Origin of the sequence: Actinacidiphila glaucinigra, assembly GCF_900188405.1 — a bacterium.
In the GTDB taxonomy this organism is placed as follows: domain Bacteria; phylum Actinomycetota; class Actinomycetes; order Streptomycetales; family Streptomycetaceae; genus Actinacidiphila; species Actinacidiphila glaucinigra.
Map to the genome: position 1 here is coordinate 17,251 of NZ_FZOF01000035.1, position 21,403 is coordinate 38,653.

Here is a 21,403-nt window from a genome sequence, read left to right on the forward strand (position 1 = left end):
GTGGCAAGTTAAGTCAGGCTGGAGCAAATATGAATCTTACGGGCATGTCCAACTGTCCAGGATGCGGAATGTACACGCGAGAAACGGGATGTATGTCATGATCTTCGGCGATTCATTCCTTCCGCCGGTCCTGCCAAAGGACGCCGCAGTCCTCACGGCCGCGGTGACAGGTTCGGTTCTGCTGCCCGGCGATTGCGGATACGACGACGAACGCGCTGTGTTCAACCTGAATCACGAGTTGCTTCCCGCGGTGATCGTGGTGGCGGAGAGCGCGGTCGATGTCCAGGCAGCCGTCATGTTCGCGGCGTCACAGCACCGGCCGGTTGTGGTGAGGACCACCGGCCACCAGATGGTCGGCCCGGCTCACGGCGCCGTCGTGATCGCCACCCACCGGATGAACGACGTGACCATCGACGCGGCCGGCCGCACAGCCCGAGTCGGAGCCGGTGCGGTGTGGTCCGAGGTCGTCAAGGAGACCGCTGCGGCCGGACTGGCCCCGCTCAACGGGTCCAACCCCACCGTGGGCGTCTCCGGTTACACCCTGGGCGGCGGACTCAGCCCGACCCTCGGCCGGTCCCACGGCTACGCTGCCGACCACGTCCGCTCACTCGACGTGGTGACCGCCGACGGCGAACTGCGTCATGCCGACGCGCAGTCCGAACCCGACCTCTTCTGGGCACTGCGCGGCGGCAAGGGCAACTTCGGAGTCGTCACCGCCCTGGAATTCGACCTGTTCCCGGTAACCCGCCTGTACGGCGGTGCCATCTACTTCCCCGGCGAGCGGATGGCCGACGTGTTGCGAGTCTGGACCGGATGGCATCCGGGCACACCCGAGACCATGATCTCGTCGTTCGCCGTACTGCGACTGGCAGGGCAAGCCGAACTGCCCATACCCCTGCACAACGAGTTCCTGGTGTCCGTCCGGATCGCCTACAGCGGCACGGCCTCGGACGGCGAGCGGATGGTGGCGCCGCTGCGGGCGGCAGCCCCGGCAGTCCTGGACACGGTTGCGGACATGCCGTACACGAAGATTGCGACGATCCACAATGAGCCGGCCGAACCAGTGCCCTACTACGAACGCAGCGTCATGCTCAAGGAGTTCCCCTCCCAGGCTCAGGACAAGGTCGTCGACCTCGCCGGCCCGGACTCCGCAAGCACCTGACGATGGTCGAACTGCGCGCCCTGGGCGGGGCGTGGGACCGGGAACCGGCCGTGCCCAACGCCGTCGCGACCAGGGGCCTGCCGTACGTCCTGCTGGGCGTCGCCGGCGGTCCGGTCTCCCAGGAGCAGCGACTCAAGGAGTCCGTCTCGACGCTGCTTGACGGCATGGAGACCTGGCAGGGCGACCGGCGGATGGTGAACAATCTCGCGGCGGACGAGGCTGCCGACGCCGCGGCGATCTACGGACAGGAGCGCTACGAGCGCCTGGCGGCCGTCAAGAAGACCTACGACCCGGCCAACATGTTCCGGATCAACCACAACGTGGCGCCGGCCGCCTGATCAGGCACTGAAGAGGTCCCACAGCTCATCGGCGTGGCCGGTGCGGGCGATGACGCCGCGTACGTGGGCGATGGGGGAGTTGCCGACGTAGGTTTTGTGGCTGGTGAGGGACGTGTGCGTCGCCGTCGCGGACGGCGGTTCAGCGTGCCGGGCAGGGATCCGGACCCGGGGTGGGGGAGAAGCGGTGCGGTTTCCACGATTCGACGAGCGCGGCACGCTGACGACGCACGAGCTCGAGGCGCTGCGTCGCTGAGACCACGAACGGGCGCACGACAGGGCGCACGACGGTGTGGGCGCCGGTGGCCGCGCGCGGCGGCGACCGGCGCCCCGGTGCGTCACGGCTTGGGCGGCACGGTGTTGCAGTCGGGGACCCCGTCGAGCCAGGCGGGTCCCTGGATGTAGATGTTGGTCATCCAGGCCTTGTAGTCGGGCAGGTAGGCCCAGACGTCGTTGGAGTAGCCCTCGGCCTCCACGAGTTCGGCGTGCTTCTGGCACTGCACGCGGATGGTGGTCGGGCCGGGGAAGGCGTAGACGCGGCCGGCGCCGAGCGAGGGCGCTTGCTTGGTCCACACGCCGCTGCCCCAGGTGCGGTGGATGTTGCCGGTCACCGCACCGGTGTTGACGCGGACGGCGCCGTAGTAGTCGCCGCCCAGGCGGACGTCGCTGACCATGAGGCGGGTGCCGGACTCCTTGGCCTCCACCATCTTGCCCGCGCCGAGGTAGATGGCGATGTGGTGCAGGTCGTCGGAGCGGCCCCAGGCCAGCAGGTCGCCGGGGAGCAGCGGCGCCAGGCCCTGGGCGGCGGTGAAGCGGTTCGCCGCCCGGTGGGTGTAGTACTGCGTGCTGGCGGTGCCGTTGAGGATGTCCGAGCCGGCGGCACGGGCGTAGGCGTGGCGGACGAGGCCGGAGCAGTCGAAGCCGAGCCGCTCGGGGTCGTGCGCGCTGTCGGGGTCGGTCGGGTCGATCTGGCCGTAGGTGGCGCCGGGTTGGGCGCCGTGGCCGCCGCCCCAGGTGTACCAGGTGCCGGCCGTCACCTCGGCGCAGGCGGCGGCGATGGCGGCTTCGGCGGCCGCGGAGGCCCCCGGGGCGAGAGCGCCGCACGCGGCGGCGTCCCGTAGCGGAGCGTGCGGCGGGGCCGCGGCGGCTGTCGCGGCCGGCGCGGCGAGGAGAAGGGCGAGTAAAGCGATCAGTGTGTGGACGACTCTGGTCCGGCAGGTCATGCCAGGGACCCCCGTTTTCTGGTGGTGTGCGGAACTGGTCGGACAGCAGCCTGGGGGCCGCGCCCCCGGCCCGTCGAGGTGCGGGGCGTCGCCCCGCTGCGGTGGGCAACGGGAAACCCTCGGGAAACCCGCGCCCACCCGGGAGCGCGGCCGTCACCCCCGGCGGGCGCAGGCGGCCGCCCGCGGCAGCTCGGACGTGCGGACGCCGGGCAGCAGGGCGGCGAGCTGGGGGGCGTCCAGGCCCGCCCGCAGCCGGCAGATCGCAGCCAGCCGGACCTGCGGGTCGGGTCCCACAGGCGTACGGTGCGGTCGGCCACGGCGGAGGCGAGGGTGCGGCCGTCGGGGCGTAGGCGAGCGCGTGCACGGCCCCCGGTGACCGGTCAGCGCGGCGATGACGCGGTGCGCGCCCGTGCTCTCGCGTACCTCGATCGTGCCGCCCGCGGTGGCGACGGCCACCTCGCGCCCGTGGGGGGGCGAGCGCCACCGTGCGGGTGCGACCGTCGAGGCTGAAAGCGATGGACCGCACCAGCCCGCGCACCGGGAACACGGCGACCGTGCGGTGTCCGGGCATGCTGCGCAGGATCACCGCGCCGTCCGCACTCCCCGTCGCCAGCAGCTTGCTGTCGCCCGGGGCGAAGGCCACCGTGTGGACGGGGGCGCGGTGTTCGTCGAGCCGGGCGGCGAACGGCTCGGACTGGGTGCTCAGCGGGGCGCCGCGCGCCTCGGGGGTGTCGTGGGCGCGGAAGGCCTGCTCCGCCGGCAGCATCGACGCCTCCGGGCGGCCGTCGGCGAGGGCCTGGGGGTGCGCGACGCGTTCCTGGTAGCCGAGCCCTCCGGGTGACCGTGAGCCCGAGCAGGACGGCGAGAGTGGCTGGTAGGTACTGCCGCAGTCGGGCCTGGCGCCGGAGCTGCGGGCGGTGGCCGTCCTCGGTGGCCTGGCTCGCCCGCAGGGACTCCTCCTCGCCCGGATTCAGGCGGCTCCATCCGTCCAGTTCGTCGGACCAGGTTGCACGACGTCCAGCCGGGTCGCGCCGTACGGCGCGGAGGGTCGCGGCCCTCGCTCTCCCACGGGGCGGCGGCGTGGGCCGGTGTGCTGGTGCGGCAGCAGTCCGGCGCGGTCGGTGTGGATGCAGTCGCGCAGGCGGCCAGGCGTGCAGCAGCGCTTCGTGCGTGATCTCTACGGTGTCGCGGGCGAGGGCGATCAGCCGGGCTGGAACGAATGCGTCGGGCGCGGCGGCTGGCCCCTCCGCACCCGCGAACTGCCCGGCGTTTCTTCGCTGTGACGCAAAGACGCACGTCCGAAGCCGAGCCGATGGCTCCGGACGTGCGTCCTACGGTGCCCGGGCGGGGCGTGCCCTCAGGCGAGGGCGGTGGGCCCGCGCGTCGGCCGGGCGGATCAGGTCAGGGTTGCCCCACAGCCGCCGTTGACCCACTGGTGCGACCGGATGTTGTTGTCCACGACGTTGCCGTCGGTGAAGTAGTTGTCCGACAGGTTGTCGGCGTACAGCTCGCCCGGGTACAGGCAGGTGTGGCCGAGCTGGTGGTCCTGCCAGTAGAAGAACTTCACGATGGACAGGTTGCCCGTGAAGCCCCGGTTCATCACTGAGGACGCCCGGTCGTTCGCGGCTCCCCAGTTGGAGCTGTCGCCGGAGGCGACCATGATCGGGCTGCCGTTGCAGTCGTAGCCGTCCCAGGCGTACATGTTGCCGTTGCGCGCCCCCCACTTGCTGTCGCACACGGCGCCGGCGGCGCTGCTCTCAGCGGCCTGCGAGGTGGCGGCCGGGACGGCCACGCCCAGGGCGGTGAGCCCGATGAGCGCTGCGGAGACGGTGAGCTTGCGCATGATGGTTTCCCTCGTTTCTCGATGGTGCCCGGTGGTGGTGCGCCGGCGGGGCGGGGCGTCGGGTGCCCGTGGTGTGCCCGCGCCGGTGGACGGGGCGCTTCCGTGCGCGAGATGGTCAGTCACGCTCCGGAACGATGCGCACCGCCCGGTCGTAGGCCTGCCGGCCGAGACTGCGGTAGGTGTCGATGTCCTTGACGTACCGGTCGGGCAGGCGGTCCAGGTAGTGCTTCTCCCGGGCCGTGGCCACGGCCCGCAGGGAGGTGCGGCGCGCGCAGTCGGCGTCCGCGACGGCGGTCCTGCGCTCGGCGGCGAAGGCCTCGTCGGCGCGTGCCGCGCCCAGCCGCACGGCCGCGGCCCGCACGCCGTTCTGGGCGGCCCGGGGGTCGGGGTAGGGTTCGCCCTCCTCGCGCATGCACGCCGACCAGGCCCGGACGGCCGCGGTGAGCTGCGGGTCCTTCATCAGCGGCCCGGCGTAGAGGGAGTTGGCGCTCAGCGCGATCTTGCTGGTGCGGAACCACTCGGCGGGATCGCCGTAGAGCGTGCGCTCGGCCTCCTCGGTGCAGCCGCCGATGCGCTTGCGGATCTCGCCGCCGTTCGGCATCGGGGCGGCGAGCATGCGGGCGCCGTCGCCGCCGTCCAGGGCCTCGTCGAACAGGGCGCGGCGCGTGGCGGGCAGGTCCTGGCGGTAGGTCCCGTTGGCGTTGCGCTCGCGCAGCCGCGCGCTCTTCGCCTCGACGCGGCTGCCGTAGCCGTAGGTCCTCGCCCAGGCCAGGTCGTCCTGGACGAAGCGCACGGGCCGGCTCTCCTGGAGCGTCAACTCGCGCTCCTCCTGGTAGATGAAGCCCTGGCGCCCCATGCACCGGCTGGTCAGCCGCTGGAGGGCGTCGTTGACGCGGACCTCCTGCCGCCAGGTCAGCGCCGGTGTGCGCACGCCGGTGTCCTGGCGGGTCCGTCCCTGGGCGTCGCCGGCGCCGTCACCGCCGTCACCGCAACCGGTCACCACGGCGGTGACGAGCGCGGTCACCGCACACAACGACATGAGCGCACGTCTCATGGACCCCGATTCCCCCTGCCGCCTCATGGCCCTGGATCCCCGGTGCCGCCCGGTCCCCCGTGCGGCACCGCGGAGGGCGGCCCCCTTCGGTTGCCGCCGGCCACGGTCGTGCCGTGTACCGACGGGACACAGACTTGTGGCGCCGCCCGGCCGGGGTCGACGGGTTTCCCGTTGCCCACCTGCTGCCGGACCGGGAAACCGGGGGCGAGGTGGGGGAACGGGGCGGGGGAGGCAACGTCTGCTGAGTGGAATGGACCAACGAACACCCCGACGGGAATCCGTAGGCGGCGCAACCGACTGACGGGGATTCGAAGGCGGGCCTCCGCGCCTGAACCGGACTCCGGACGACTGCGCGCACCGTCTGAGTCGCTTCCGGGTCTATTCGCAGTGCACCGGGCTTCGGCCCGGTGGTGAAGCGAATCTTTGGCCTGCTCGGACCTCGGCTGTGGGCAGGGGTCCGCTCGGTTGGCCTCGGCCGGAGTCGGAGCGGCCGGTTCTGCTGCTCGATGTACTGCTTGACGATACCGAGCGATTCGGCGTAGAGCGGACCTTCGCCCTACTGCACCAGGTCAAGCGCCTCGCAGTCCGATGGGAATGACGCCTCGGCCTCCAGGCTGCGAGGCGCTCCCGACAGGCCGTTGTCAGCCGTTACTTGGAGCGCGCGGAGGTGGGCGGGTCCGCTCGTACGACCTCCGCGGCAGAGACGTGGTGCGGGCGCAGACCCAGGACAAGGCCCAGGATCAGCACGGTGATACCCAGCCATACCGACGGGCTGGGCGCGCCGCTGCCCGAGACGCTGCCGACGGCCGCCGCGGCGAGCGGCGCGATGCCGGTGAGCAGTCCGGCCCGCCCGGATCCGACGGCGCGAACCGTCGAGTACCACAGGACGAAGGCGACCGCCGTCACCATCAACGCCAGGTAGCCGATGGCGGCCCACTCGATTCCAGACAACTCCCATGCCGCTGTGGGGCCTTCGACGGTCGCAGCGAGAACGGCCAGTAGCGCAGCTGCCATCCACATCGCGTGCAAGGACACCCCCCACGGGGAGTGCCGCCGCAGGACCGGTACCGCGAGCAGGGTGAAGGCGGCCTCGCAGGCGAGGGCCAGCGCCGCCCAAGCCACCCCGACGGCGTCGGTGCGACCGGTTCCCTCCACCAGTACCGCTCCCGTCACGACCACCGGGGCCGCCAAGAGCAGTTGCCGGCTGGGCCGGCGCCGTTCCAGTGCCGGACCCACCACCGCGAGGACCACTGGTACGCACGCGACCGCGACGGCAACCGCCGCGGGCTCGGCATGTTCGACGGCCCGGATCACGGCCACGTTGAACAGCAGCAGACCGGTGACGGCGATCCCGGCGAGCCACAGCCACTCCCGCCCTCGTGGCCACACCAGCCGTGTTCCGGCGAGCCGGGCGACGACCAGCAGGATCACCGTGGCGATCGCATAGCGAATCGCCTGCGGGGTGAACAGCGAGGCCCCTACGAGGGTGTGCGAAACGGTGACGCTGCTGCCGACCAGCGCCATCCCGAGCATGCCGGGCACGAGTGGGGCGAGGGGAGCGGAAGGTGTGTGCATACCGCTCACGCTGCCGGGACAATGGACGTCATGGACAGGTCCACGAAGGCGTCGTTGGAGGGGTCCAAACACACGGAGGGTCCAACGGACAAGGTGCCGGACCGCGGTACGTCTCTGGGCTCGGACTTCCTGCAGCTGGAGATCGGGCAGGTGCCCGCAGGCGGGCGCACCGCCTGGCTCACGGAGCAACTGCGGTCCGCCATCGCCGACGGCCGGCTGCATGTCGGAGCGAGGCTGCCCGCCAGCCGGGCCCTGGCGGAGGAGCTGCACGTCACCAGGGGCGTGGTCACCGAGGCTTACCGGCGGCTCGCCGAGTCGGGACAGATCGCCGGTCGCGGCCGACTCGGGACGGTGGTTGTGGCGGCTCCCGCCGCTCCGCCCGGACACGCATACGACATGCCGGGGACCGGAGCCGGATCCAGGGCCGCGATCTTCAGCGCGGGTGACCGCGATGGAGTCGTCGACGTGCTGCGGGCCATGCCCTGCCGGATCGACCTGTCACCGGGTGTCCCCGACTTGGCCGCCTTCCCGCGCGCCGCGTGGCTGCGCGCCGAGCGTGCCATTCTCGCGGCCGCCGCCCCGGCCGACTTCGGCTACGGCGATCCGAGGGGCGCGCCCGCTCTGCGGCGAGCGGTCGTGGGCTGGCTTGCGCGCAACCGGGGCATCCTCGCCGACCCCGACGAGGTCGTGGTGGTCGCGGGTGTGGCGCAGGCTCTGAGCCTGCTCGCGCGGCTTCTGCTGGAGGACGGTATCCGCCGTGTCGCCGTCGAGGATCCCGGGTCCCTCGGGGCGCGCCAGCAGTTGGAGTACGGGGGCCACTCGATCGTGCCCATCCGTGTGGACGCGGGTGGCCTCGACGTTGGTGCGCTGCGTGCCAGTGGCGCCCGGGCGGTGCTGCTGACCCCGGCCCACCAGTTCCCGACCGGTGTTGTCCTCGACGGGGAACGCCGCCGAGAGCTGCTGGGCTGGGCCGCCGAGGGCGGGGTGGTGATCGAGGACGACTACGACGCCGAGCACCGCTACGACCGGCCGCCCGTGCCGGCGCTGCGCTCGCTGATGCCCGAGGGGGTCTGCTACGCGGGCAGCGTCTCCAAACTGCTCGCGCCCGCACTCCGCATCGGATGGCTCCTCGTACCGCCGGACCGGCTGGACGCCGTCGTCAGGGCCAAGCGGTACGCCGACCTGGGCAACGGCGTCCTCACTCAGCTGGTCCTCGCCCGGCTGATGGACTCCGGTGAGCTGGAGCGGCATCTGCGCCATGTCCGGAGGCGCCACCGCCGGCGCCGTGACGTGATGCTGAAGGCCATCGAGGAGCACCTTCCCGGTGCCCGTGTGCACGGGGCAGCCGCCGGCCTGCACCTCATGGTCACCTTCGGCGACCCGCCCGACGGCGCCCACGACCGCGGCCTGTGCGACGGTGCCCTCGCCGCGGCAGCCCTCGACCGGGGTGTGAAGGTACATCCGCTCTCCTGGCACCGCATCGGCCCCGGGCCGCCCGGCCTGGTACTCGGCTACGCGGCGGGACCCGCTCACGACATCGAGCAGGGCATCGCCACCATTGGTGCCGCCCTGCGCGGGCTCCTTCCCTGACGCCTGTGCAACACAAGCATCAGAGGACGGTCAGTCGGCCCTGCATAACCGGACTGGGCGCCAACATGCCGGCCCCGTACCCGTCGGCTTGGGTACGGGGCCGATGGACAACGCAGATGCCACGCGCCCTCCCGCCAAGCCGCGCCCTGCGCGACGACCCACACGGCGACGGTCTACCACCCTGACCGGCTCGGACGAGAGCTCGCCGTACCACTGGCTCCTGTACGACGTGCTCCGGCATCGCTTCCAGGGCCGCTGACGAGTACCGTGCGCAGCAGGGTGAAGCAGGGCCAGCCGTGCGGGATCATCCAACGACACGAGGCCATCAGCGAGGATCGAGCGGGCGTGGCCTGGCCGGGGTCCTTGTTGTGACCCGTCATGGATCGAAGCCCTCAGCTGGGCGAGGGCTTGCGGAGCCGGGCTGTCGGCAGGTGACGGGTAGACGGGAAACTGGCGAGCGCGATGCCGGCGGTGGCGAGGACGGCGGCTTTGAGGCTGCCGAGCTGTGCGTCGGCGTATTCGGTCACGAGGGCGTCGGCCTCGGGCTTGGGCAGGCCGGTGCGCTCTGCCGCGGCTCGTACCTGCTCGGTGCCGACGAAGCTGACGCCCGCCTCGATGGTGATGCCGACCTGTTGACGCGCTGCGCTGGAGATCTGCGGGTTGTCTTCGATCTGGGTCGTGAACACGTGCACGAGTGCTCCGATGAGAAGCGAGCCGATGAGGGCGGTTCCCAGGGAGGATCCCAGGTTTTGCGCGGTGTACTGGAGACCGCCGACCTCGCTGCGTTCCGACTCGCCGACGCTGGATTGGACGACGTTGCCGAGCTGGGAGGCGAGCAGGCCCATGCCTGTTCCCAGCAGGGCCATAGCCCAGGCGAACGAAAGATCGTTGAGGGACGGAGTGATGGTGGCCAGCAGCCAGAGAATCGACGCGATGAGAATCAGCAGGGCTGTACGGACCACTGTGCGGGGCGAGGCGAACCGGCCGAGAAGGGGGCCGCTCATGGAGACCACGAGCATGCTGATCGACACCGGTAGCAGCCGCAGCCCGGTCTCGAAGGCACTGAGGCCCTGCACGACCTGGAGGTACAGAGGGATGACGAAGAACAGGCCCAGCAGGATGAGGTTCTGACTGAGCAGCGTGGCAAGGCCGGCCCGCAGAGCGGGCACGCCGAACAACGAGAAGCGTACGAGGGGCTCACGCTTCCGAGCCTCCTGCCGTCGCTCCCACAACCGGAACAACCACAGCACGACGGCGCCGGCAGCGATGACGAAGAGGGTGAGGGAGAAGCCGAAGACGGTCACGGGGGAGTTGCGGGGCCGCAGCCAGCCCCAGTTGCTGCTCTGCAGGACACCCAGCACCACCAAGGCCAGGCCGACGGCGGACAGCACGGCCCCGACTTTGTCGAGATGCGGTCTGGAGCCGCGATGGGGCTGTTCCTCGATCCAGCGCATGCCCAAGAGGATGGCCGCCACCAGTACGACCTCGGCAGCGAAGACCAGACGCCAGGTCAGGTAGGTGGTGACCCAGCCACCGACCAAGGGGCCGACTGCGATGCCGGCTCCGGCCAGGCCGCCGATGACCCCGTAGGCGACGGCCCGGTCCCGGCCCTGGTAGGTTCCGGCCACGAGGGCGGCAAGCGCGGGGAGGACCAGCGCCGCGCCGAGTCCTTCGATCACGGACCAGCCGACGGTGAGCACCCATAGGACCGGGGCCACAGCGGTGAGGGCGGAGCCCGTGGCGTACACGATCAGTCCGATGCCGAACACCTTGCGGCGTCCGAGCATGTCCCCGAGTTTCCCACCCGTGATCATGAGGGCTGCCATGACCAGGGTGTAGAGGGTGATGACGGCCTGAATCGAGGTGACCTCGGTGTCGAAGTCCTCTACCAACTGGCTGATCGAGACGTTCATGACCGAGGTGTCGAGCACCATCAAAAACTGGGCGGTACCGAGGATGATCAGAGCCCGCCATCGCCTCACCGCTTGCACCTCCAGAGCTTCCGGTGTGCGTCACGGCTTGTGCACACGACTTCAGATCACCATAAAGCAGGCATATCCCCGCTCTAGGTATATCCGTTGCCGAAAACGCGCTGTACCGATCCTCTGGGGGAATTCGGGACGGAAGTGGAGCGTAGGGCCTGCACCGACCGGAAGCCGTCGGCTCAAGTCGCTGACCGCGAAGCCTGCGATCGGCCTGATAGCCGTCTGGCACCTCGCGTGCGGCAGCGCAATCAGTGGACAGAAGGATATGTGACGGCGCAGTGATGAAGGCCCGCATGTCAGACGCACCAACGGTCAGCGGATGCAGGGGCGTGTGGGCATCGATCGCACAGAACGAAAGTCAGCGGCACGCAGATTTAGTACGGGGCGTGAACTCTCACGGCCCGCCCGAGCGTCACTCCAGCAAGGGAAGACTCCCGCGATGACAGAGGAACACGAACCTGGCAGCGATCTCTACGCGCTGTGGCACGCGCGCCATCTCGCTGTGGAGGACGACGACCGGATCATCCACCTTGACGCGGACGGCACCGTCCACCTGGACGAGGAGGAGTGGAGGATCATCGGCATCTATCCGGACCAGGCGGCCGCGGAGGAGCAGCGGGAGATCTCCAGGAAGCTTCCAGGGTTCCGGGACGAACCTGACTGTTTCGAGATCGTACCCGTGACGGTGGACGAGGATTTGTGGAACGAGGGGTTCGTCACGGTGTACCCCGAAGGGCGGAGGCGAGACTGATGAACCGGACTCTCTACTTTCTCGTGCACAGGCATCACTTCGCGGACGAGCCGGGCGCTCCCACCACCGTCGACTTCATGGAGGACGGCGAACCGCTCTTCTGGGACGACAGCGAGGACAGCTTCACGTTCGTCGGCCTGTACTCCAGCCGGCGACGGGCTGAAGAACGCATCGAGCAGGCGCGCACCGTGCCCGGATTCAAGGACCATCCCGACGGCTTCCACGTGCACGAGTACACCGTGGGTCAGACCTACTGGGCCGAAGGATTCCGCGTCGGCGAACAAACGGAAGGCTGAGCACGGGCATCAGTGGCAACCGCCGTTGCATACACCTGGACTCACGGCTATATCCGCAAGGCCGGCAGGGCAGGCCGCCATCCTCACCTACCGGATGCGCTTGCGCTCTGCTTCCTGAGCGCGCCTTCCTCGCCAGACGCCGCCGGAAGCGAGCCACAGGACAAGGCGCCCAACCCGGTGAAGGTAGATTGATCACCAGTTGGCTGGAGGCCGGCGGGAGGAGCGGCTGTGACAGAGATAGAGGTTCCGGGGCCTGACCCCGACTGACAGCCGGCTACGCAACTGCCCTATTACACCGGCAAGAACCCCGCCTACCAGTACAGCGCCTGGGACCACCACGCTCCGCTCTTCCGGATGATCGGAGTGTTGAAGCTGCCGGTGCAGCCCGTGGCTCAGCGGCTACGTCTGCACGTGGAACGGTCTTGGGACGGGCTGGATGACCTCGACATTGTTCTGTTCCGGCTGAGAGGCTTCAGCTTCGCGATCAGCGAGCACGACGGCAATCCGCTCGGCTTCTCGTATGTCTGGCTCACCCAGCCGCACGAGCAAGCCGACAAGGCCCTGGACACCCTGCCAGCCGAACGGCCTCGGCACCTGCAACCGAGTCAGCAGGACCAGGCGGAGACTCTCCCCTTACAGTTTGCTCATACGATCCGGCCGCGACCTGCACCCAAGAGGTTCAGATGCTCTATCAGAGCCCCGCCGACTTCTGCGCCAAGTACGCCAGAGCGCACAACCGCGACAAAACCGATGGATCCGGCGCCGTGACCACGCTACAAGAGGTGACCGTCGTCAGCGAGACCACGCAGACGGCACGGATCGAGGCGCTGTGGTTCTCATATGGCCACGACCGGTATTCCGGGTACTACGACGTTTTTGAGCGCACTGCCTTCGTCCTGGTCAAGCAGGACGGCGGGTGGCACCTGCACTCCGAAGAAGATCTCGGCTACGAGTGACACTTGATCAGCGTCTTTGACGCTGCACCGCGCACGCCTTTGTAACCGCCGTCACCGGCCCTGTTCGCCGCCCCCAGGTGCTTGCTGAAGATCTGGAGCCATCGGATCCCGACGCCGTCCTCCTCGAATGCACCCTCGCCAAGGACACCGGCGTCGCTCCCGAGGGCCCCGGCTGCCCCTGCCTGGCGCTCCCTTCCTCTCCCGGCCCGTGCACCGACCCGGGCCGGGGCATGTGGAGGCGGGGCGCGGCCGGGTGAGCGGAAGGGGGCGCCCCGGCCCGGTCAGTCGAACTCTTCGACGTACTCCTCGGTCGGGCCCAGTTCGGGCTCGTCCCGGAGTTCCAGGGTGTCCCCGAGGCCCTCGAGTTCGAGGACGGTGACGGTGTTGACGCCCGCGTGCAGCAGCGGCGCCGGGCAGTACAGGGTGACCTGGGGGCCGATGTCCCAGTGGCGGCCGAGCAGGAAGCCGTTCACCCAGACCAGTCCGTGCACCGATCCCGGCAGCGCCAGGAACGTGTCGGCGGGTTCGTCGGCGTGGAACTCGGCGACGGCGAACCCGGCACCCGTACCGGTGACCGAGGCGGCGCCCGCGTCGAGCGCCGCGGACAGCTCCCGCTCGGACCACTCGGGCAGTGCCACCGGCGTGCTCTCCCAGCCCTGGACCATGCGCCGGTCGACCAGGACGGGACCGAGTAGCCCCTTCGGACGGCCCACGTTCGGACCGTAGTTGATTCTGCCGAGGCTTTCGACGAGGACGTCCAGACGGACGGTCTCCCCGGTGCCAGTGATCTTCAGCTCGGGGGAGTCCGCGTCGGCGACGCCGAGGTAGACGCCGTCGGCGAAGACCAGGGCGCGGTCGCGGACGTCCGTGAAGACCAGCCGGTGTTCGCCGGCGGGGATGCGCGGGCGGGCGGTGCAGCGCACCAGGCCCGCGTCCAGGCCGAGCCGTTCGAAGGTGGCGGGCCGCGGCGCGGCCGAGGTGTCCACCGGCGCGGTTCGGAGCGCGGCGTCGAGGCCGTCGAGCAGGCCGGCCCGGCGGACCAGCGCGACCCGGGCCGGCGGGAGGACGGGAAGCCGCTCGGGGGAACGCAGCGGCCCGGTCGCGCCCAGCACCTCGCGCATCGCGTGGAACTTCGGCGTGAAGCGACCGTCCTCGGCGATCGGCGCGTCGGAGTCGTAACTGGTGACGACGGGCTCGAGCCGGCCCTCGGTCTCGTTGGCACCGGCCCACAGACCGAAGTTGGTGCCGCCGTGCGCCATATAAATGCTGACGCTGCCGTGGGCGTCGAGGATGCCGCTCAGGGTGTGGACGGCGCTGTCGACACTCCGGACGTGATGCCGCTTGCCCCAGTGGTCGAACCAGCCGTTCCAGAACTCGGCGACGACGAAGGGCTCCTGTGGCCGGCGGCTGGTCAGCAGCTCGCGGGCCGCCATCGGCTTGGAGCCCAGGGTGGCGGCGGTGAGGGTGCCGGGCAGCGTGCCGCCGTCCAGCATCAGCTCGGTGGGGCCGTCGGCGGTGAACAGCAGTTCCGTGATGCCCCGTTCGATGAGGGCCTGGCGGTTCCAGCGCAGGTAGGCGTGGTCGTCGCCGTAGGAGCCGAACTCGTTCTCCACTTGGACGGCGACGACCGGTCCGCCCTGGGACGCCTGCAACGCGGCCAGGCGCGGGACCAGTTCTGTGAACCAGCCGTCGACGGCCGAGGTGAACTCCGGGTCGGAGCTGCGGATCGCGAGGTCCCGGCCGGTCAGCCAGCTGGGCAGGCCGCCGTTGGACCACTCGGCGCAGATGTAGGGACCGGGCCGGACCACGACGTCCAAGCCTTCCGCTCCCACGGTGCGAATGAACCGCTCCAGGTCTCGCCAGCCGTCGAAGCGCGGTGCACGGTCCTCCCGGGGCTGGTGGAAATTCCAGGCCACATAGGTGTCGACGGTGTTCAGGCCGAGGTCGGCGATCCGGCGGACGCGGTCGCGCCAGAGATCGGGGTGGACCCGGAAGTAGTGCAGTGCCCCGGACAGGATGCGGTGGGGGATCCCGTCGCGGTAGAGGCGGCCGTCTCGCCAGGAGAGAAGTGCGGGGGAGGCGGCCGTCGCCGCTGCGCCCGAGGGCGCGGCGAGGGCGGTCTCCGCGGCTTCGGCCGGGCGCCGCGGCGGGTCGATGTTCGTCGTGGGCGACTCGTTCACCAGGGGAGCGTATGTTATCGATGACATCAGTAACAAGCCTGCTAAGGTCCTCCAACCAATCGGGGGAGGGATCACCATGAACGAGGACGCCTCGCGGCCGCGGCAGCCGAGCATGGCCGACGTGGCCGGGATCGCCGGAGTGTCGGCCCAGACCGTCTCCCGAGTCCTGCGCGGCTCACCGAACGTCAGTCCTGAGACGTCCCGGCGGGTACTGGCCGCCGTGGAGCAGATCGGCTACCGCTTCAACAGTGCCGCGCGGGCCCTGTCCTCGGGCCGCAGCCACACCATCGGCCTGGTCCTGCTGGCCTCCGGCGGCTACTACTCGCGTTCGGCGGTGACCGCCGGTGTGGAGTCGGCGGCCGGCGAGGCCGGGTACGCGGTGAGCATCGCGACCATCTCCGCGCTGGACGTGGGCCTGATGGAGCGTTCCCTGTCCAAGCTCGCCGACCAGAACGTCGACGGCTTTGTGATCGCGGTGCCGCTGATCTCGGTGACCCGCAAGATGGAGGAGATCACCCGGGACATTCCGACCGTCACCCTGGACGGGTCGCGGACCGCCGGTGCCCGGGTGCTCGGCATCGACCAGCGCGAGGCCGGCCGGATCGCCACCCAGCACCTCCTCGACCTCGGGCACCGTCAGGTCTGGCATGTCTCCGGGCCGGACGAGTGGATCGAGGCCCGGCAGCGCCGCGAGGGCTGGCGGGAGTGCCTGGAGCAGGCCGGGATCGAGGCTCCGCCGCCGCTCGAGGGCGACTGGTCGCCCGTCTCCGGTTACCGGCAGGGGCAGATCATCGCCATGATCCCCGAGGTCACGGCGGTGTTCGTGGCCAGCGACGAGATGGCCTTCGGGGTGATCAAGGCGCTGCGCGAGCGGGGCCGTTCGGTGCCGGAGGACGTGTCCATCGTGAGCGTCGACGACATCGCCCTGGCCGCGTTCTGCGCGCCGCCGCTGACCGCCGTACGGCAGGACTTCTTCGGCTACGGCGCCGCGGCCGTACGGCTGCTGCTGGACGCGGACGCGGGTCCGGAGGAGGTCGTGGGTACCCCCGCGCTCTCCGTGCGGGACTCCACGGCGCCGCCGCGCGTCGTCTGAGGGGCGCCCACGGGGCGCTCAAGAGCCCTGTTTCGGCTGTGAGCTGATCCGACGGCATCCAACCCCTTGCGCCCGTCATGTGATCGGTGCCATGGTACCCAACATGTTATCGGTGCCACCGTAACAACGCCGGGTCGTACGTCCACCGGACCCGGGGTGCGGTGGCGTGGTGCCCGCGACGCGGAGGAGCCCGGAGGGCGTCCGTGGCGGGCCCGCACCGCCGCTCAAGTCAGGTGGGCGTACGTCCATGGGAAGGACCCCAAATGAGGAGATCGTTCGCCTTCGCCGGCACCACGGTCATGGCGCTCTCGCTGCTCGTCGGCTGCTCGTCCGCCGGTGACTCGGACTCCGGCTCGGGCAGGACGACCCTCAAGGTTGCCGCTCTCGAGGGCGGCTACGGCAAGGACATGTACAACAAGGTCATCGAGGCCTACGAGTCCTCGCACCCGGAGGTCGACGTCCAGCTCCAGATCTCGAAGAGCATCGAGGACGAGATCACGCCGAACATGAAGGCCGGCAAGTACCCGGACGTCGTCGTGCTCGGCCAAGGGCGCGAGGCTGGTCTCACCGAGACCCTGATCAAGGACAAGGCGCTGGAGGACCTCACCCCGGTCCTGGACGCCAAGGTCCCCGGCGGCAAGCAGACGGTGGGCGAGAAGCTGACCGACGGCATCGTCGGCAACCTCAATACCAACCCGTACGGCACGGACAAGACGTACCTGATGCCGATGTACTACTCCCCGACCGGCCTCTTCTACAACAAGGGCCTGTTCAAGGAGAAGGGCTGGGACGTCCCGGCCACCTGGGACGAGATGTTCGAGCTGGGCGACAAGGCGAAGAAGGAGGGCATCGCCCTCTTCACCTATCCGACCGCCGGCTACCTCGACTCGTACTTCTACGCCCTGCTCGCCGACGTCGGCGGGGAGCAGTTCTACCAGGACGTTATGACGTACAAGCAGGGCGTCTGGAAGACGGCGAACGCCAAGAAGGTCCTCGACATCACCACCAAGCTGCTCGGCTACGCCGAGAAGTCCACCGTCGGCTACGCCAACGAGCAGGACTTCACCAAGAACCAGCAGTCGATCCTCGACAACAAGGCGCTGTTCATGCCGAACGGCACCTGGATCACCGGCGAGATGGCCGACGCGCCCCGTTCGGACGGCTTCGAGTGGGGCCTGACCCCGCTGCCCTCGGTGAACGAGGGCGGCACCCGCTACCTGACCACCTCGGTCGAGTCGGTCTGGGTGCCCAGTGCCGCCAAGAACAAGGACGAGGCGCAGAAGTTCATCGCCTTCCTGTACTCGGACGAGGCCGCGAAGATCTTCGCCACGTCGAACGCGATCCAGCCCGTCAAGGGCCTCTCGGACAGCCTGACCGGTGAGAGCACCGAGTTCTACTCGCTCTATGACGACACGTCTGTCTCCGCGCTGGTCGGCGGCTTCGCCTCGACGAACCCGGTCGAGGGTGTCGACATCAAGTCGACCCTGTTCGACACCGCCAACAGCATCATCAGCGGCGACACCACCGAGGCCAAGTGGCAGGCGGCGCTGGACGAGGCCAGCGAGAAACTGCGCCAGGCGGGCAACTGACCGGCCCGGCGGCGGCGTGGTCCGGCCGGGCCGCCGCCGGAGCCTTCCCCATCCGGTGAACCTGCGGGTTTGCCAGCACCACTTCGTACGACCGGAGGACCGGCACGGTGACGACCCTCTCCACCCCACCCCGACAACCGGCGGCACGCCCCGTGAAGAAGACCGGTGCGACCTTCCGCCGCACCCGGCCGGGCGCCCCCGACCGGACCCGCAAGCGGGGCGATACCCGCTTCGTGCTGGCCTGCCTGCTTCCCGCGCTGGTCCTGTTCGCGGTCTTCATGGTGTACCCGACCGTCAACGTGTTCCGGATGTCGCTCTACACCTGGAGCGGCTTCTCCCCGGACATGAAGTTCGTGGGGCTGGACAACTTCCGGCATCTGCTGGACGACCGGCAGTTCGTGCGGGCCTTCCAGAACACCGTCGCCCTGCTGGTCGTGGTGACCGTGGCCACCATGGGCATGGCCCTGTTCCTCGCCGCGATCATGACCCGGCAGAAGCTGCGGGGCGGCAACCTCCTCCGGTTCGTCCTCTACATCCCCAACATCCTCTCCGTGGTCGTGATCGCGGCGATCTTCTCCGCCGTCTACGACCAGAACAACGGCCTGCTGAACGGCAGCCTGCGAGCGGTGTCCCTGGACACCTGGCAGCAGGTCTGGCTGGGCGACCAGAAGCTGGTGCTCTACTCGGTCGGGATGGCCATGGTCTGGCAGTCGCTGGGCTACTACATGGTCCTGTACATGTCGTCCATGGCGAGCATCCCCGAGGAACTGTACGAGGCGAGCTCCCTCGACGGGGCCTCCGCCGTACGTCAGTTCTTCTCGCTCACCCTGCCGCTGATCTGGCAGAACCTGCGGACCTCGCTGACCTTCTTCGTGATGAGCGCGGTCAACCTCAGCTTCGTACTGGTCCGCGCGATGACCGGCGGCGGACCGGACGGCTCCTCCGAGGTGCTGCTCAGCTACATGTACAAGCAGGCGTACACCAACTCGTCGTACGGCTACGGCATGGCCATCGGTGTCGTCATCTTCGCGTTCTCGTTCCTCGTGTCGCTGCTGGTGAGCCGCGCGACGCGGCGCGAGCCCCTCCAGTTCTGAGGTGGAACCCAACACCATGACCATGATCGACTCACCCAGCCTCGGCGCGCCCTCCACCGGCTCCGCCCGTCCCGGCGGCCGCCGCGCCCGCGCTGGCCGCGCGGTCACCTACACCCTGGTCACCGCCCTCGCGCTGGCGATCGCCGTACCGGTCGCCTGGGTACTGACGGCCTCACTGAAGGCGAAGAGCGAGTTCTTCGGCAGCCCCTGGACCCTCCCGGAGGCCCTGCGCTGGGAGAACTACGTCGACGCGTTCACCGACGCCCACCTCGGCTCGTACTTCCTGACCTCGGTCCTCGTCACCGTCCTCGGTCTGGTCTTCGTGCTCGCGGTGTCGGTGCCGGCCGCCTACGTCATCGCCCGCTACGACTTCCCGGGCAAGGGCGCCGTCGAGACAGCCCTGCTCGCCGGACTGTTCGTGAACGTCAACTACATCGTCGTCCCGATTTTCCTGATGCTGGTCGACTGGGACAAGGCGCTGGTCGACGCCTTCCCGGACGGCTTCTTCCTCGACAACCCCACCGTGCTGTCGCTGGTGTACGCGGCCACCTCGATCCCGTTCACGATTTACCTGCTGACCGCGTACTTCCGGTCCATCCCGGTCGAGTACGAGGATGCGGCGGCTCTGGACGGGGCGTCCCGCTTCCGGATCATGACCACGATCATGCTGCCGATGGCCCGCCCGGCGGTGACCACCGTGATCCTCTTCAACTTCCTCGCCTACTGGAACGACTTCATCATCTCGCTGACCCTGCTGCCCGGCGAGGGCAAGACCGTCCAGGTCGGCCTGCTCAACCTGTTCACCGCACAGAAGGCGGCGGCCGACTACGGCCGTCTGTACGCCGGCATGGTCATCGTCATCGTGCCCGTGCTGCTCGTCTACGCGCTCATTCAGAAGCGGCTCATCGAGGGGATGGCGTCCGGCGGCGTCAAGGGCTGACGTCCCCCCACATGGACCCAAGTCGGAAGGACCCAAATCGAGATGAAGGACTCGACGCGTGCCGGCCTGCTCGTCGTCGTGCGCACCCTGATCGCGGCTGCCCTGGTGGCGCTCGTGGTGGTGGAGCGGACGACGGTCGGCTGGGGCCACCTCGCGGTGATGCTTGTCGCGCTGGGCGGACTGCTCGCCCTTCTCGCCTCGTACAACCGGACGTTCCGGTGACCGCCGCGGCGTCCGCGCTGGCCGCCGTCCGGCCGAGCGAGCGGCAACTGATCTGGCAGGAGATGGAGTTCTACGGCTTCATCCACTTCGGTATGAACACCATGACCGGCCGTGAATGGGGCGAGGGACACGACGACCCGGCCCTGTTCGACCCGCGCGACCTGGACGCCGACCAGTGGGTGCGGGCGCTGAAGGCGGCCGGGATGAGCGGTGTCATCCTCACCTGCAAGCACCACGACGGCTTCTGCATGTGGCCGAGCGACGCCACCGCATACTCGGTGGCGGCGTCCCCGTGGAAGGACGGCAAGGGCGACGTGGTCGCCGAGGTGGCCGACGCCGCCCGCCGGCACGGCCTGAAGTTCGGCGTCTACCTCTCCCCCTGGGACCGCACCGAGGCCTCCTACGGCTCCGGCACCGGCTACGACGACTTCTACGTCGCCCAGCTCACCGAACTCCTCACCCGCTACGGTCCGGTGTTCTCGGTGTGGCTCGACGGCGCCAACGGCGAGGGCCCCAACGGCAAGCGCCAGACCTACGACTGGGAGCGGTACTACGCGGTGGTCCGCGAACTCCAGCCGGACGCGGTCATCAACGTCTGCGGCCCCGACGTCCGCTGGTGCGGCAACGAGGCCGGCGAGACCCGGCCCGACGAGTGGAGCGTCGTACCGCGCGCCCTCCAGGACGCCGAGCGGACCGCGTCCCGCTCGCAGCAGGCCGACAACGGCACCTTCGCCCGGCTGGTGCGCAGCGACGACCAGGACCTCGGCAGCCGGGCGGCGCTCACCGGGCACGAGGACGACCTGGTCTGGTTCCCGGCCGAGGTCAACACCTCGATCCGGCCCGGCTGGTTCCACCATGAGGCCGAGGACTCCCAGGTCCGGTCGGTGGATGAGCTGTTCACGCTCTACCTCCGCTCGGTCGGCGGCAACTCCTGCTTCCTGCTCAACGTGCCACCGGCCGCCGACGGCCGGCTCCACCAGGCGGACGTGGACGCCTTGGCGGGACTGGGCCGGCGGATCACGGACTTCCGCGCCCGCCGGATCGACGCCACCGCCACGGTCAGCTCCGGCACCCCGGGCGACATCGCCACCGTCTGGCCCGGCCGGGCCAAGTCCTCCTGGCGTGCCGGCGAGGACGACACACACCCCTGCGTGACGCTCGCCTTCGGCCGCCCCAGCCCGGTCGAGGCGGTCGTCGTCGGCGAGGACATCACCCAGGGCCAGCGCGTCGAACACGTCGTCGTCCGGGGAGCCCTGGACGGCGTCTGGACGACGCTCGCCGAGACCGGCGCCGTCGGCTACCAGCGCATCCTCACCTTCCCGCCCACCGAGGTGGACACCATCGCCTTCCAGATCACCGCGGCCCGGGACACCCCGGTCCTCGCCCGCGTGGCGGCGATCGGGGCGTCTTCATGAGCGCGGGCGGCCGCCAGCAGGCCGGTTCGCGCAAACCTGGCGCGCGCAAGGCCTCCGCCGCCCGGCGGCCGGTTGCGCCCCCGCCCACGGCGGCGGGCCG

Annotated in this window: 21 protein-coding genes; 14 read left to right on the forward strand and 7 right to left on the reverse strand. The window is 69.8% G+C overall.

The window, feature by feature from the left end:
- The first annotated feature begins 217 nt into the window (after positions 1–217).
- Together CHF15_RS38865 and CHF15_RS46140 are read left to right on the forward strand one after the other, a co-directional pair.
- The gene (locus CHF15_RS38865; protein ID WP_245939290.1) at positions 218–1,162 is read left to right on the forward strand and encodes an FAD-binding oxidoreductase; all 945 of its coding nucleotides are present in this window, start codon (positions 218–220) and stop codon (positions 1,160–1,162) included.
- Between the two features lie 2 nt (positions 1,163–1,164).
- Positions 1,165–1,500, forward strand: a complete 336-nt coding sequence (locus tag CHF15_RS46140) for a BBE domain-containing protein (protein ID WP_245939291.1) — start codon at positions 1,165–1,167, stop codon at positions 1,498–1,500.
- Between the two features lie 335 nt (positions 1,501–1,835).
- Here the strand turns inward: CHF15_RS46140 and CHF15_RS38870 are convergent, their stop codons facing one another.
- Positions 1,836–2,720 carry a C40 family peptidase gene (locus CHF15_RS38870; RefSeq protein ID WP_089228655.1) on the reverse strand — a complete coding sequence of 295 codons (885 nt, stop codon included), beginning with the start codon at positions 2,718–2,720 and terminating at the stop codon, positions 1,836–1,838.
- A gap of 153 nt (positions 2,721–2,873) precedes the next feature.
- Complete coding sequence (locus CHF15_RS45295) at positions 2,874–3,014, reverse strand: hypothetical protein (protein ID WP_179280165.1); 141 nt, start codon at positions 3,012–3,014, stop codon at positions 2,874–2,876.
- 221 nt (positions 3,015–3,235) lie between these two features.
- On the opposite strand from CHF15_RS45295, the gene CHF15_RS45300 reads away from it, so the two are divergent.
- Positions 3,236–3,544, forward strand: a complete 309-nt coding sequence (locus tag CHF15_RS45300) for a hypothetical protein (RefSeq protein ID WP_179280166.1) — start codon at positions 3,236–3,238, stop codon at positions 3,542–3,544.
- A 327-nt stretch (positions 3,545–3,871) separates the two neighbouring features.
- Positions 3,872–4,003: a hypothetical protein gene (locus CHF15_RS46510; RefSeq protein ID WP_265737426.1), complete on the forward strand. Its 132-nt coding sequence runs from the start codon at positions 3,872–3,874 to the stop codon at positions 4,001–4,003.
- Between the two features lie 113 nt (positions 4,004–4,116).
- On the opposite strand, the gene CHF15_RS38880 is transcribed toward CHF15_RS46510, so the two are convergent.
- The 3 genes from CHF15_RS38880 to CHF15_RS38890 form a co-directional block, all read right to left on the reverse strand.
- A complete protein-coding gene (locus CHF15_RS38880; protein ID WP_089228656.1) occupies positions 4,117–4,563 on the reverse strand; it encodes a hypothetical protein in 447 nt (148 codons plus the stop codon).
- A 115-nt stretch (positions 4,564–4,678) separates the two neighbouring features.
- Entirely contained in the window at positions 4,679–5,617 is a 939-nt protein-coding gene (locus CHF15_RS38885; RefSeq protein WP_245939292.1) for a hypothetical protein, read from the reverse strand.
- Between the two features lie 648 nt (positions 5,618–6,265).
- The gene (locus CHF15_RS38890) at positions 6,266–7,192 is read right to left on the reverse strand and encodes a DMT family transporter (RefSeq protein WP_089228658.1); all 927 of its coding nucleotides are present in this window, start codon (positions 7,190–7,192) and stop codon (positions 6,266–6,268) included.
- Between the two features lie 30 nt (positions 7,193–7,222).
- Between CHF15_RS38890 and pdxR the strand changes: the two genes are divergently transcribed.
- Entirely contained in the window at positions 7,223–8,782 is a 1,560-nt protein-coding gene (pdxR, locus tag CHF15_RS38895; protein ID WP_410169687.1) for a MocR-like pyridoxine biosynthesis transcription factor PdxR, read from the forward strand.
- A gap of 392 nt (positions 8,783–9,174) precedes the next feature.
- Here the strand turns inward: pdxR and CHF15_RS38900 are convergent, their stop codons facing one another.
- Positions 9,175–10,764, reverse strand: a complete 1,590-nt coding sequence (locus CHF15_RS38900; protein WP_089228660.1) for an MFS transporter — start codon at positions 10,762–10,764, stop codon at positions 9,175–9,177.
- Positions 10,765–11,206: 442 nt separating this feature from the next.
- Here CHF15_RS38900 and CHF15_RS38905 point away from each other — a divergent pair, with 442 nt between their 5' ends.
- From CHF15_RS38905 to CHF15_RS38920, 3 genes are all read left to right on the forward strand, one after another.
- Positions 11,207–11,518, forward strand: a complete 312-nt coding sequence (locus CHF15_RS38905; protein ID WP_089228661.1) for a hypothetical protein — start codon at positions 11,207–11,209, stop codon at positions 11,516–11,518.
- On the forward strand, positions 11,518–11,814 hold the full coding sequence (locus CHF15_RS38910) for a DUF7336 domain-containing protein (RefSeq protein ID WP_089228662.1): 297 nt from the start codon (positions 11,518–11,520) through the stop codon (positions 11,812–11,814). Before CHF15_RS38905 ends, CHF15_RS38910 begins: the two co-directional genes overlap by 1 nt.
- A gap of 683 nt (positions 11,815–12,497) precedes the next feature.
- Positions 12,498–12,770: a hypothetical protein gene (locus CHF15_RS38920; RefSeq protein ID WP_179280168.1), complete on the forward strand. Its 273-nt coding sequence runs from the start codon at positions 12,498–12,500 to the stop codon at positions 12,768–12,770.
- Between the two features lie 281 nt (positions 12,771–13,051).
- Here the strand turns inward: CHF15_RS38920 and CHF15_RS38925 are convergent, their stop codons facing one another.
- Positions 13,052–14,977 (reverse strand): glycoside hydrolase family 35 protein, encoded by a 1,926-nt coding sequence (locus CHF15_RS38925; RefSeq protein ID WP_089228664.1) that lies wholly within the window; start codon positions 14,975–14,977, stop codon positions 13,052–13,054.
- Between the two features lie 49 nt (positions 14,978–15,026).
- Here CHF15_RS38925 and CHF15_RS38930 point away from each other — a divergent pair, with 49 nt between their 5' ends.
- The 6 genes from CHF15_RS38930 (at position 15,027) to CHF15_RS38955 (ending at position 21,303) form a co-directional block, all read left to right on the forward strand.
- The gene (locus CHF15_RS38930; RefSeq protein WP_089228665.1) at positions 15,027–16,043 is read left to right on the forward strand and encodes a LacI family DNA-binding transcriptional regulator; all 1,017 of its coding nucleotides are present in this window, start codon (positions 15,027–15,029) and stop codon (positions 16,041–16,043) included.
- Positions 16,044–16,306: 263 nt separating this feature from the next.
- A complete protein-coding gene (locus CHF15_RS38935) occupies positions 16,307–17,632 on the forward strand; it encodes a carbohydrate ABC transporter substrate-binding protein (RefSeq protein WP_089228666.1) in 1,326 nt (441 codons plus the stop codon).
- A gap of 107 nt (positions 17,633–17,739) precedes the next feature.
- On the forward strand, positions 17,740–18,726 hold the full coding sequence (locus CHF15_RS38940; RefSeq protein WP_220093385.1) for a carbohydrate ABC transporter permease: 987 nt from the start codon (positions 17,740–17,742) through the stop codon (positions 18,724–18,726).
- Position 18,727: 1 nt separating this feature from the next.
- On the forward strand, positions 18,728–19,666 hold the full coding sequence (locus tag CHF15_RS38945; protein WP_245939293.1) for a carbohydrate ABC transporter permease: 939 nt from the start codon (positions 18,728–18,730) through the stop codon (positions 19,664–19,666).
- A gap of 42 nt (positions 19,667–19,708) precedes the next feature.
- Positions 19,709–19,888 carry a DUF6903 family protein gene (locus CHF15_RS38950; RefSeq protein ID WP_089228667.1) on the forward strand — a complete coding sequence of 60 codons (180 nt, stop codon included), beginning with the start codon at positions 19,709–19,711 and terminating at the stop codon, positions 19,886–19,888.
- Positions 19,885–21,303: an alpha-L-fucosidase gene (locus tag CHF15_RS38955; protein WP_245939294.1), complete on the forward strand. Its 1,419-nt coding sequence runs from the start codon at positions 19,885–19,887 to the stop codon at positions 21,301–21,303. The genes CHF15_RS38950 and CHF15_RS38955 overlap by 4 nt, the downstream gene beginning before the upstream one ends.
- Positions 21,304–21,403 lie beyond the last annotated feature (100 nt).